Source organism: Oceanospirillum sanctuarii (genome assembly GCF_002150805.1).
Lineage (GTDB): Bacteria > Pseudomonadota > Gammaproteobacteria > Pseudomonadales > Halomonadaceae > Oceanospirillum > Oceanospirillum sanctuarii.
The window spans coordinates 424,762-437,840 of sequence record NZ_MTBA01000004.1 but is presented as its reverse complement, the minus strand read 5'-3'; the positions used below and the strand labels follow the sequence as shown (position 1 = coordinate 437,840).

The 13,079-nt window shown below is 51.0% G+C and carries 8 protein-coding genes; 6 read left to right on the top strand and 2 right to left on the bottom strand.

The window, feature by feature from the left end:
* Positions 1-226: 226 nt before the first annotated feature.
* Positions 227-2,077, top strand: coding sequence for a methyl-accepting chemotaxis protein (locus BV405_RS08945; protein WP_086480517.1), 1,851 nt, complete (start codon positions 227-229; stop codon positions 2,075-2,077).
* 186 nt (positions 2,078-2,263) lie between these two features.
* A complete protein-coding gene (locus BV405_RS08940) occupies positions 2,264-3,037 on the top strand; it encodes a type 2 periplasmic-binding domain-containing protein (RefSeq protein ID WP_086480516.1) in 774 nt (257 codons plus the stop codon).
* 38 nt (positions 3,038-3,075) lie between these two features.
* On the opposite strand, the gene BV405_RS08935 is transcribed toward BV405_RS08940, so the two are convergent.
* Both BV405_RS08935 and mfd read right to left on the bottom strand, forming a co-directional pair.
* Positions 3,076-4,059, bottom strand: a complete 984-nt coding sequence (locus BV405_RS08935) for a CsiV family protein (RefSeq protein WP_176330097.1) — start codon at positions 4,057-4,059, stop codon at positions 3,076-3,078.
* Between the two features lie 14 nt (positions 4,060-4,073).
* Positions 4,074-7,541 carry a transcription-repair coupling factor gene (gene mfd, locus BV405_RS08930; RefSeq protein ID WP_245832285.1) on the bottom strand — a complete coding sequence of 1,156 codons (3,468 nt, stop codon included), beginning with the start codon at positions 7,539-7,541 and terminating at the stop codon, positions 4,074-4,076.
* 337 nt (positions 7,542-7,878) lie between these two features.
* Between mfd and BV405_RS08925 the strand changes: the two genes are divergently transcribed.
* The 4 genes from BV405_RS08925 to BV405_RS08910 all read left to right on the top strand — a co-directional run bounded on the left by BV405_RS08925 (position 7,879) and on the right by BV405_RS08910 (position 13,077).
* Positions 7,879-9,327 (top strand): glyceraldehyde-3-phosphate dehydrogenase, encoded by a 1,449-nt coding sequence (locus BV405_RS08925; protein WP_217895615.1) that lies wholly within the window; start codon positions 7,879-7,881, stop codon positions 9,325-9,327.
* Between the two features lie 423 nt (positions 9,328-9,750).
* On the top strand, positions 9,751-11,103 hold the full coding sequence (locus tag BV405_RS08920; protein ID WP_086480513.1) for a Na(+)-translocating NADH-quinone reductase subunit A: 1,353 nt from the start codon (positions 9,751-9,753) through the stop codon (positions 11,101-11,103).
* The gene (locus BV405_RS08915; RefSeq protein WP_217895614.1) at positions 11,103-12,305 is read left to right on the top strand and encodes an NADH:ubiquinone reductase (Na(+)-transporting) subunit B; all 1,203 of its coding nucleotides are present in this window, start codon (positions 11,103-11,105) and stop codon (positions 12,303-12,305) included. The genes BV405_RS08920 and BV405_RS08915 overlap by 1 nt, the downstream gene beginning before the upstream one ends.
* Positions 12,298-13,077, top strand: coding sequence for a Na(+)-translocating NADH-quinone reductase subunit C (locus BV405_RS08910; protein WP_086480511.1), 780 nt, complete (start codon positions 12,298-12,300; stop codon positions 13,075-13,077). The genes BV405_RS08915 and BV405_RS08910 overlap by 8 nt, the downstream gene beginning before the upstream one ends.
* Positions 13,078-13,079: the final 2 nt, after the last annotated feature.

Here is a 13,079-nt window from a genome sequence, read left to right as displayed (position 1 = left end):
CTAAGTATCTTTATTACTGATTTATGACAGAGTTTTTACTCTGTAGTATCTGCCCGGATACTCTGAGCTGGACAAAAACTCTTGCTAATGTAATAAGATGTAACTATTAAATATAAATAACGGAAGCAGGGCGCTTCCGGATAATAAGAAGGGATCTCTTGGCAGGTAGCTATTGCCAAACCAATGTTCTGCCTCAGGCTTTGTTGAACAGATTAAGGTTCCTTCTATGCAGATTAAGCACAAGCTTTCCATTAATGCCGCTATTGTCATCGGGGTGATGCTGGTGATGTTCGGCCTTTTCTCCTGGGCATTGGCCACTGTTGAGAAATTGGGGCGGGGTCATGAACTAGCCCTGAGTCTTGAGACGGATATGCTCAGCATGCGCCGTCATGAGAAAGACTTTATGGCCCGCAGTGATCTCAAATATGTCCCCCGTTTTGATGAGCGCATTGCCCATACCGATGTTGTCCTGAAAGAGCTTAAAGCTATTGCGCAAAGTCATGACCTGAATCTGCCTGAGCTGGATCAGCTTAAGGTGACCTTCTCCGAGTACCAGAAGAGCTTCCACTCCGTGGTGAAGGCGACGGAAAAGGTCGGTCTGGATCACGAGTCAGGTCTTCAGGGTGAGCTTCGCCAGGCTGTGCACAATATCGAAACAGAGTTGAAAGCCCTTTCTGCGGACTCTGTCATGGTGACCATGCTTCAGCTTCGCCGGGCAGAGAAGGACTTTATTCTTCGTGGGGCGATGAAGTATCCGGAAAAGTTCGCCAAGCTGATCAAGACGCTCAAGCAGCAGTTGGAACAGCTGGGTGTTGACCCTAAAGTGATGGGTTATGCCGATACCTATCAGGCGAAATTCTCTGCTTATGTTGCCGGTCGTCAGGAACTGGGTCTGAACAGTGATTCCGGCCTTCGCCTGCAGATGCGTGAGCGTATTCAAAGCACCGAGTCTCTGCTTGAGTCCACCATCGGAAAAGTGAGCGATCAGCTGGCATCCAGTATCAGTCATGCCCATGTGCTGGCCATTACTGTGTTTATTGCGGTTCTGGTTATCACTGCACTTTCTACCTACCTGATTGGCCGGTCGATCTTCCAGCCGATTAACCGTATTCAACGGGATATTCACAAAATCCATGAAACCCATGATCTGAACCTCAGGGTGGATCAGTCCGGTAAAGATGAGATAGCTCAGATGGCGACCTCTCTGAACCAGATGCTGAAAGGCTTCCAGCAGGTGATCTGTCAGGTGAATGAAGCTGTTGGTTCTATGAATCACACCACGGATCTTTTGTCCTCAAGCTCTGCGCAAACCGCTTCTGATATTGATCGTCAGCGTGCTGAAACTGACTCTGTAGCCACGGCGATTACCGAGATGGTCAGTACCGTAGAAGAGATAGCCCGCAATACCGAACTGATGGCTGGTAATGCCCGTAATACTCATCAGGATGCACTGGATGGGCAGAAACAGGTTCAGCAGGCGATCAGTCTGATTCGTAACCTTTCCGATCAGCTGGAAGGCTCAGTGGGTTCCGTTACCGAATTATCAGAACAGAGCCAAACCATAGGTCAGGTATTGGGTGTGATTCAGGACATTGCAGAGCAGACCAATCTGCTGGCGCTGAATGCGGCGATTGAAGCAGCGCGTGCCGGTGAACAGGGGCGTGGCTTTGCGGTGGTTGCTGATGAGGTTCGTGCTCTTGCTGGCCGTACTCAGGATGCGACACAGGAGATTGCTGAGATTATTACCTCGCTGCAAACTAAAACTGCAGATATTGTTCAGCTGATTCACGATAGCCGGAATCAGGGACAAGAGAGTCGGGATCAGGCTTCTCAGGTTGAGCAGGTGCTGATGTCCATCACTCAGGATGTGACGGATATTTCTGATCGGGCAACTCAGGTTGCTGCTGCCATTGAAGAGCAAAGTAGCGTCGCCAATGAAGTGGGGCAGAACATCGTCGTGATTCGGGATATTACTGAAGACACTTCTGAAGCGGTGAAACGCAATTCGGAAGCCAGCGAAGAGATCTCTCAGCAAGCCAGCCAGCTGCAACAGGTGGTAGCGGCTTTCCGGGTATAGTTTTTAGCCTGAAATTGAGCGCTGTGCTGTTTCTGTCGCATAGCAATCGATTCCGCTACCTTTAACAAAGAGCTTTGCTATTGAGATAGCGAAGCTCTTTTTGTTTGTGTTTTTTAAACGGAATGGTCTTTTGGGGCAGGAGGTCGCCTGATATTAACGGCAGATCGCGTCTATTGAGGTTGGTTTATGCGTCTGAAGCTCAGCTACCCGCTTTTAAGTCTTTATGCTCCTCTGTTTTTTCTTAGTCTGCTTTGGTTCGCAGAGAAAGCAAAGGCGGATGTGAGCGGAAAACTCGTCGTCGAAGTGATTGCCATCGAATACCCTCCCTATACCAGCGAACATCTGTCCGGAGCAGGCCTCTCTTTTGAAGCACTGAACAAGGCGATGGAGGACCTATCCAATGGCGGTAGCAATATTGTTCTGCAGTCTCATTTTCTTCCGCCAGCCAGAGCCAATTTCACCGTTACTCAGGGAAGTTGGAGTGCCAGTTTCTACCCACCCTTAAAGCCTGACCCTGATTACCACTGGATTAAGCTGGATCATAAAACCGTTGAGATGGGGCTTTTCCGTCTGCGTGTCCCCATGGCAAGCCCAGGCGAGGTTACCATCTGGCCAAGCTTGCATGATATGACAGGTAAAGTAGCGGTTGGGCGACAGGCGGATCTGGCCACTCAAGGCTTAAAGTCAGCACTTAAACATACGGATATGGAGCAGGTTCAGGTTGATAGTCTGACTCAGGGCTTTCAGTTGCTGGCAAAAGGGCGCGTCGACTTTGTTTTTGCAGAGAAATTAGCCGGTTTTTTAATAGCAGATTATTTGAACGATGAACGACTGGAGTTGGAGTTTACTGATAAGCCTGTTTTTACCACCAACATAGGCGTCTGGGTTAATCGCAGGGATCCACAGGGAGAGGAACTTTATCAGGCATTGAAAAACTTTCAGCCCGCGTTATCGGAGTAAGTGCGGGCTGAAAGAGGATGTGTGCAGAAGTGAGAGGTCTAACGCAGTGCGATGGGCTCTTCTTCAGCGTTGTATGGCGTCAGTTGAATCAGGATGCCATAGCGCGGGTGGTCGATGTAGTGCAGATCACCGCTTCGCATTCTGCGGGATTGCTGCATAGGAATAATGGTGTCGACCCGATACTGGCGGAACCCCAGTAATGCCAGTGATGGGTTTGGTGTCAGGTTGCTGCTCGGTAGAATAGCCGTTGAGCTGTTCTTATTGCTTAACAGCTCGCTAAAACCCGGCACGTTGGTCTGATCACTGCTTTGGCTGGCTTCAAACTCTCTCAGGTAGAGGTTTGTGTCCAGGTGCAGGTAGCGGGCAACGGACAGGTTGATACTACCTTCAAGCTCAAACAGGTTGTCGTATTGTTCGCCACCACGAATATGAATGGGCGTACTGTTTGCCCGGTCGTACACCGGCATATTCCAGGCTTCGTGGAACATGATGCGGAAGTTCTTACGGCGCTCCAGACGATTACGCTGAGGAATCAGCTGCATCTTATCTTCCGGCATATAGAAGAGATCCGGCAGGCGGTTATTAGCCAGATCAGCGCGTTGCTGATTGCTCAAAGGTACGATGCCCACCGGAGTTTCGATCAGTTCTGTCTCGCCGTTTTCCTTGGTCTGAACGCGGGTCTGCACTTCCTGTTCTGTTTTTGCCAGAAGCTCCGGAGTCACATCAGTAGGGCGATAGAGTTTCAGATAGGCGTTAGGCAGCTCAACCTGAACATTCTCCGGCCAGCTTTCAGACAGGGTTTTATCCTGTTCTTCGTAGCTGAAGATAATCATCTCAACGGTATAGTGACGAGCCACGGCTTTTTCAGGAGCCGCATTGTCTTCAGCAAAAGAAGGAGTGCCAGCTGTCGCCATAAGCAGCAGTGAGGCTGTTATCAGGCTATGGCTTTTACCCTTAAGCTGGCACAGGGCAGATTTCAGAAAGTTAGTGTGAGCATTCTGACTGCGAGTCATTAAATTCATATTTCTCATCTGTTTCAGGCTGCCTTATCCGGCGACAGTTTGGACAGCAAGGTTTCGATCACCGAGAAGCGGCGCTCAGGCTGATTCATCAGATCGGTAAAGCGTAATTTATTCGCGCCTTCGAGACGATACCGGTTCGGCGCAGATTGTACCATCTTAACAATGGCAAGTGGCTCAACCTGTGTCTCTGCCGTGAATTCGAGACTGCCATTTTCCGCACCGCAGTCGATACGGCTGATGCCGATCGCTTCGGCGCGCAGTTTCAGGCGGGTCTGATTAAACAGGTTCTTCACCTGATCCGGCAGCAGACCAAAGCGGTCGATCATCTCCACCTGCAGCTCTTTCAGCTCGTTGTTATCTCTGGCATTGGCGATGCGTTTGTACATCACCAGACGGCTGTGCACATCCGGCAGGTAATCATCCGGAATCAGCGCCGGAATACGCAGGTTAACCTCAGCGCCCTGATTCAACGGTTTGTCCAGATCTGGTGTTTTACCCTGTTTGATCGCTTTAACGGCTTTATCCAGCATCTCCATATAGAGGCTGTAACCCACCTGTTCCATCTGGCCGCTCTGGCCTTCGCCAAGTAGTTCACCGGCACCCCGAATCTCCATATCGTGAGTTGCCAGGGTAAAGCCTGCGCCCAGATCTTCCGCCTGAGCGATCGCTTCGAGGCGTTTCTCGGCATCTTTGCTCAGCTTTTTGCCTTCCGGTGTCAGAAGGTAGGCGTAGGCCTGATGGTGAGATCGACCGACACGACCGCGCAGCTGATGCAGCTGAGCCAGGCCGAACTTATCGGCACGCTCGATAATAATGGTGTTGGCACTTGGGATATCGATACCGGTTTCAATAATGGTAGAGCAGACCAACACGTTAAAGCGCTTGTGGTAGAAATCCGACATCAGCTGTTCCAGCTGGCGCTCTGGCATCTGACCATGGGCCACACCAACGCGGGCTTCCGGCACCAGTTCGCGAATGGTCTCGGCGGCATTTTCGATAGTTTTCAGGTCGTTGTGCAGGAAGTAGAGCTGACCACCACGGAGAATTTCACGCAAAATCGCTTCTTTAATGGTCGGTTTGTCGTATTTGCGGACAAAGGTTTTTACCGACAGACGTTTGGCTGGCGGTGTGGCGATAATCGACAGATCCCGGATACCGGACATCGCCATATTCAGGGTACGCGGAATCGGCGTGGCGGTCATGGTGAGGATATCAATCTCAGAACGCAGGGATTTCAGCTTCTCTTTCTGACCGACACCAAAGCGGTGTTCCTCATCGATAATCAGCAGGCCCAAATCGTTGAAGTTGGTGTCTTTCTGCAGCAGCTTGTGGGTCCCGATCACGATATCGGCTTTACCGTTACCCATATTTTCCAGCACGGCTTTCTGCTCTTTGGTGGATTTGAAGCGTGACAGAACTTCAACCTGTACCGGCCAGTCGGCAAAGCGGTCACGGAAGTTTTCAAAGTGCTGCTGGGCGAGCAGGGTGGTTGGCACCAGAATCGCTACCTGTTTGCCGCTCATCACCGCCATAAAGGTGGCGCGCATGGCAACTTCGGTTTTACCAAAACCGACATCACCGCAGACCACGCGGTCCATCGGTTGTGGCGAGATCATATCCTGAATTACGGCGTTGATTGCCATCATCTGATCCGGGGTTTCCTCAAACGGGAAACCTGCGGCAAAGGCTTCGTAAGACTGATCCGGATTGTTATGGCTGAAGCCTTTACGGGCAGCGCGGCGAGCGTAAATATCCAGCAGTTCAGCGGCGGTATCGCGAATTTTCTCTGCAGTTTTGCGTTTGGCTTTTTCCCACTGCTCGGTGCCGAGCTTATGCAGTGGCGCATGGTCATCTCCGGCACCGGAGTAGCGGGAGATCAGATGCAGGGAGCTGACCGGTACATAGAGTTTGGCACCGTCCGCGTATTCCAGCGTCAGGAACTCTGCCTTCTGCTGATCGATCTCCAGCACCTGCAGACCCAGATAACGGCCGACACCATGATCGATGTGTACCACAGGCGCACCTTCCTGCAGTTCGGTCAGGCTGCGTACTGTGTACTCACCGATATCAGTGGCTTTCTGACGTCGGCGACTTTGAAAGACGCGCTGACCAAAAAGCTGGCTTTCGCTGATCAGTTCAAAAGATGGGGCTTCACAGGTGATCCCTTCTAACAGCGGCGCAACGGTTATACCCAGCTTGCTCTCGGCCTTGGGTGCTGTGCTGAAACTCTGCCAGCTGTCAAAACCGGTCGGGCGCAGTTCGATGCGGGCCAGCAGTTCCAGCAGGGCTTCCCGGCGACCGGCGGATTCAGCGCAGAACAGTACCTGCTTATCGGTGCTTTTCAGGTGATCCTGCAGCTGTTTCAGCGGTGTGTTGCTTTTGGCATCGATCGGTAGCTGAGCCGGTTCTGAGAACGGCAGGTTAATACGACCGGCTTTATCTTCAACCGCTGCGGTGTGCAGCTGAACGCGGGCGTAGCTTTTCAGACGGCTGAACAGCTGGTTAACCGGCAGGAATAACTGAGCTGGTGGCAGAATCGGGCGCTGAATATCGTAACGACGATCTTCGTAGCGGCGCTCTACTTCCGCCCAGAAATGTTCAGCGGCTTCTTCGGTATCGCTGTGGCTGACCAGCAGGGTGTTGTCTGGCAGGTAGCTGAACAGGTCAGCAGTCTGCTCAAAAAACAGCGGCAGATAGTACTCAAGCCCCGGTGATGGGATGCCTTTGCTGACATCCTGATATAGGGGGCACTGGCGGAAGTCGATATCAAAGGCTTCCTGAAAGGCGATCTTAAACTGGGTTTTGCCACTACTGTCGAGAGGATATTCCTGAGCAGGCAGAATACGGATCTGATCGGTTTTTTCCTGTGAACGCTGGGTTTCCGGATCGAAGGTGCGCAGGGTGTCGATCTCATCATCAAACAGATCAATGCGGATTGGCTCATCGCTGCCCATGGGGAAAATGTCCATCAGGGCACCACGGATCGCGTATTCTCCGTGGCTGTAAACATTATCCACACAGTGGTAACCGGCCTGTTCCAGCTGGCGGCTCATTGCCTGTGCATCAAAACGCTGGCCGGTTTCCAGCAGGAAGGTGGAGCCACTGATGTAACTTTCCGGAGCCAGACGCTGCATTAGCGTTGATGCAGGTGCTACCAGTACACCTTTTTTCAGCTGCGGCAGCTGGAACAGCACCTTAAGTCGCTCGGAGATAATGTCCTGATGGGGAGAAAAGGCATCGTAAGGCAGGGTTTCCCAGTCCGGCATGCGCAACACCGGAAGGTCATCCGGCAGAAAGAACTGCAGTAGTTCCGCCAACTGTTCCGCATCGCTCTGGCTTTTTGTGACCACAAACAGCAGGCGTTCCTGTTGACGGGCCAACTCGCTGATAACCAGTGCGCGGGCGTGTCCCGGCAGATTGCCCCAGTGGCGGGTATCACCGGGTTTTACAGGAACCATCTGGGACTTTAACTGCAGTTGCATGGTGTCTTTTCCGTGGCTGTCGATAGATGTCATATAGGAAAGAAGAAGCTAAGTCTAAGGCTGTACCTGTGAATGTAAAGGGTAGCTGGCAGGGATTTAACTGATCGGCTGATATGAGTAATGCGCCGGAATAATAAGAAACAAGTTGATGATTATTCATATATAAGTGTTCTGAATTGCGTTGGATAGGCTAATTGAGGGGCTAAATAGGCAGTTTTAGGGGTTAAATAGACTTTGGCCGCAAAACTGGCGTTTAAATTTGCCCTTTGGTCCTTCTGCTTTCATAATACGCCCGCATTTTCGGTTGAGATTTTTTTTGATTTAAGTGAGGCCGCCCGTGAGTCAAGAGATGTTAGATAACTGTTTCCAGGATTGGCAGGAGCGTGAAGCTCTGGCAGAAGCTATGATCCCGCTGATTGGTCAGCTGTATCGTAAAAACAATGTAGTGACTTCACTGTATGGCCGCGCAATGGTCAACCAGTCAGTTATCCGCATCCTGAAAGACCACCGTTTCGTTCGCCAGGTTGAAGGCACTGAGCTGTCTGTTCGTGACACTCACCCTATCCTGGAAGCTATGGCTGGCATGAACATGGGCCCTGCTCACGTTGATATCGGTAAGCTGGCTGTTAAGTTCAAAAACGAAGGCGGTTCTGATCTGGAAGCTTTCCTGCGTAAAGAACTGGACACTGCTGTAGATAAGTACGAAGCAAACGGTGAAGACGGTTACAAAGACGTTGTTCTGTACGGTTTCGGTCGTATCGGTCGTCTGCTGGCGCGTATTCTGGTTGAAAAAGCAGGTGGCGGTAACAAGCTGCGTCTGCGCGCTATCGTTGTTCGTGGCGGTAAAGAAGGCGATCTGCAGAAGCGTGCTAGCCTGCTGCGTCGTGACTCTGTTCACGGTTCTTTCCAGGGCACCATCACTGTTGATGAAGAAGCTAAAGCGCTGATCATCAATGGTAACTACGTTCAGGTGATCTACGCGAACTCTCCTGCAGAAGTTGACTACACCACTTACGGTATCAATGACGCTATCATCGTTGATAACACGGGTATGTGGCGTGATGAAGCAGGCTTGGGTCAGCACCTGGATTGCAAAGGCGCGTCCCGCGTTCTGCTGACTGCTCCTGGTAAAGGCGACATCAAAAACATCGTTCACGGTATCAACAGCAACGTGATCGAAGAAGGCGACAAGATTCTGTCTGCGGCTTCCTGTACTACTAACGCTATCGTTCCTGTACTGAAGGCGATTGAAGATCAGTATGGTATCGAGCACGGTCACGTTGAGACTGTTCACGCGTTCACTAACGACCAGAACCTGATCGATAACTTCCACAAAGCATCCCGTCGTGGCCGTGCAGCTCCGCTGAACATGGTTATCACTGAGACTGGTGCGGCTTCTGCAGCGGCTAAAGCTCTGCCTTCTCTGAAAGGTAAGCTGACTGGTAACGCGATCCGTGTTCCTACGCCAAACGTTTCTATGGCGATTCTGAACCTGACGCTGAAGAACGGCACTACTGTTGAAGAAGTTAACGACTACCTGCGTGACGCTTCTCTGCACTCTGGTCTGCAGAAGCAGATCGACTTTGTTCAGTCTCCGGAAGTTGTTTCTTCTGACTTCGTTGGTAACCGCCATGCGGGTATCGTTGATGGTGAAGCTACTATCGTTAACGGTAAGCAGGCTGTTCTGTACGTTTGGTACGATAACGAATTCGGTTACAGCTGCCAGGTTGTACGTATTCTGCAGCAGATCTCTAACGTGCACTTCCAGCATTTCCCTGCACGTTAATATCTGACGCTAACTTTTCCGGCTTTTTTGTCGGGATTGTGCAAAAGCCCGCTCATTGAGCGGGCTTTTTTGCGCCTAAGTAAAAGAAAATTAAACATTTTTCTCCCGTTGTATTTGGTAATTGGCAGATATTTTCAGACGTTGCCCCCCAAATGCCCGAAATTCTCCGGATACGGTACCTAAGTATGGCCTGATGTTGTGGCAAAATGTCGCAGGTCGAGTGGTAAAGGCGGTGGCAGGTCTTTATAATGTGTCCGATTTTGGGAGCGATCCGGGTGGGCAGACCTGCGATCGTGAAAACAGCAAGGCTGTACATAAGAATTATCGACCTGATGCAGGCTGTTTCTAAGCATATCGAAGCAATCTGCATGGGGTTATCTAAGCTTTACCTTTAAAAAATAACTAAGTGATTGGGCGAGACGTATGATAAAAATCAAACGTGGCCTTGATCTGCCTATAGCCGGCGCGCCAAAGCAAAGCATCGAAGATGCTGCTCAGGCGCGTACGGTCGCTGTGATTGGCACTGACTATGTGGGTATGAAGCCTACAATGGCAGTGAAAGTCGGCGACCAGGTTAAGCTAGGTCAAGAGCTCTTCAGTGATAAAAAGACCCCAGGTGTAAAATACACTGCTCCTGCTGCCGGTGAGGTTATTGCCGTCAACCGAGGTGAGCGCCGTGTACTCCAGTCTGTGGTTATCAAAGTTGCGGATCAGGAAGAAAAAGTTCAGTTTGCCAAGTTTGGTCAGGCTGATCTGGCTTCTCTGGAGCGTGCAAAAGTCCAGGAACAGCTGATTGAATCCGGCCTGTGGACTGCACTGCGCACCCGTCCGTTCAGCCGTGTTCCGGCTCTGGAATCCACTCCGAACTCCATCTTTGTAACGGCGATCGATACCAGCCCTCTGGCTGCAGATCCTGCAGCAGTTCTGAAAGGTCAGGAAGCTGATTTTCAGGCGGGTCTTGAGGTTCTGGCACGTCTGACAGACGGAAAAGTTTTCGTTTGTAAGGCAGCAGGCGCTTCTGTTCCTGCACAGGCTGGTGGTCAGGTTGTGGTTGAAGAGTTTGCCGGTCCGCACCCTGCGGGTCTGGTTGGTACTCACATCCATCATCTGGATCCTGTTAGCTCAGAGAAAACTGTTTGGTCTATCGGTTACCAGGACGTAGTGGCTTTCGGCCAGCTGTTCCTGACCGGTGAACTGAATATTTCCCGCGTTATCGCTCTGGGCGGTCCTGAAGTTAAGAATCCACGTTTGGTTAAAACCCGTCTGGGTGCATCTCTGGAAGATGTTTGCGGTGGCGAAGTTGCTGACCGTGAAGCCGTACGTCTTATCTCTGGTTCAGTATTTGGCGGTACTACTGCTAAAGGTCCTTTCTCCTTCCTGGGTCGCTACCACACACAGGTTAGCGTTCTGAAAGAAGGCACGAACCGTGACTTTATGGGTTGGCTGTCTCCGGGTGCGAACAAGCACTCTATGCTGAACATCTATATCTCCAAGCTGTTTGGCCTGAAGAACTACGCGCCATCTACCAATACTAACGGTAGTGAGCGTGCGATGGTTCCAGTAGGTTCATACGAGCGTGTTATGCCTCTGGATATTCTGCCGACTCAGTTGCTGCGTGCACTGATCGTTGGTGATATCGAGTCTGCGATGCAGCTGGGCTGTCTGGAACTGGACGAAGAAGATCTTGCGCTGTGCACCTACGTGTGCCCTGGTAAGTACGAATACGGTCCTATCCTGCGCAACAATCTGACCACGATTGAGAAGGAGGGGGCATAATGGGTCTGCGTAAAATCCTTGATAATATGGAACCTCACTTCCACAAAGGTGGTAAGTATGAAAACTGGTACGCGCTTTACGAAGCCGTAGATACCATTTTCTATGCGCCGGGTTCTACTACTAAAACCACAGCTCACGTACGTGATGGTGTTGACCTGAAACGTATGATGATTACTGTTTGGATGTGTACTTTCCCAGCAATGTTCTTCGGTATGTGGAACGTGGGTTACCACGCGAACATGGCGATGGCTGCGGAAGGTATCGCTGCTGTTGAAGGTTGGCGCGGTGCGCTGATCAGCCTGTTTGCTGGCTATGACCCTGCAAGCCTGTGGGACAACATGATCCACGGTGCGATGTACTTCCTGCCTGTTTATGCGGTTACCTTCGTTGTGGGTGGCTTCTGGGAAGTACTGTTTGCAATGAAGCGCGGCCACGAAGTGAACGAAGGTTTCTTCGTAACTTCTATCCTGTTCGCTCTGACGCTTCCTCCTACCATTCCTCTGTGGCAGGTTGCACTGGGTATTACCTTCGGTGTGGTTGTTGCTAAAGAGATCTTCGGTGGTACCGGTAAGAACTTCCTTAACCCAGCTCTGGCAGGTCGTGCATTCCTGTACTTCGCGTACCCTGCCCAGATCTCCGGTGATGCGGTTTGGACTGCAGTAGACGGTTACACTGGTGCAACTGCACTGGGTGTTGCTGCTGCTGAAGGCATGAACGGTCTGACTGAAACTCTGACCTGGTGGGATTCCTTCCTGGGTGTAATGCCGGGTTCCATGGGTGAAACCTCGACGCTGGCGATTATGGTCGGTGGTGCTGTTCTTCTGGCAACCAAGATCGCTTCCTGGCGTATCGTTCTGGGTGTGTTCATCGGTATGTTCGCACTGAGTTCTCTGCTGAACGTTATCGGTTCTGATACTAACCCTATGTTCGCGCTGCCTTGGTACTGGCACCTGACTCTGGGTGGTCTGGCCTTTGGTATGTTCTTCATGGCGACTGACCCTGTATCTGCCTCTATGACTAATACTGGCAAGATCTGGTTCGGTATTCTGATCGGTGCAATGACAGTGATGATCCGTGTGGTCAACCCAGCATTCCCAGAAGGTATTATGCTGGCGATTCTGTTTGCGAACCTGTTTGCACCGTTTATCGACCACTTTGTGGTTCAGGCCAATATCAAACGGAGAATGATGCGCAATGTCTAGTAGCAACGATTCCATCAAGAAAACGCTTACCGTAGCGTTACTGCTGTGTATCGTCTGCTCCGTGATTGTTTCCGGCGCAGCGGTAATGTTCAAAGCACAACAGCAGGAAAACAAAGACCTGGACCGTAAATCCAACATTCTGGCTGCTGCCGGTCTGATGGAACCAGGTAAGTCCATTGACGAACTTTATGCTCAGATTACACCTCGTGTTGTGAACCTGAACACTGGTGAGTACACCGACGAGTTCAACGCTGAAACTTACGATCAGCTGAAAGCGGCTAAAGATCCTTCTATGTCGAAAGCACTGTCTAACAGTGAAGACGTTGCTGGTATCAAGCGTCGTGAGCAGTTTGCCACTGTTTATCTGGTAGAGAAGGACGGTCAGCTGGATCGTATCATTCTGCCGGTGCGTGGTTATGGTCTGTGGTCGACTCTGCACGGCTTCCTGGCTCTGGAAGCAGATGCTAACACTGTAATCGGTCTTGGCTTCTACCAGCACGCGGAAACTCCGGGTCTGGGTGGTGAAGTTGATAACCCTAAGTGGAAAGCTCTGTGGCCGGGTAAGAAAGTCTTTGAAGGTGACAACATGAACCCAGCGATCGAACTGGTTAAAGGTTCTGTTGATGCTTCTACACCAAATGCTGAGCACAAAGTTGACGGCCTGTCCGGTGCAACTCTGACCAGCCGTGGTGTAACTAATCTGGTTCAGTACTGGGTTGGCGAAGAGGGTTTCGGCCCTTACCTAAGCAAACTTCGTAAGGAAGGAGTATAAAA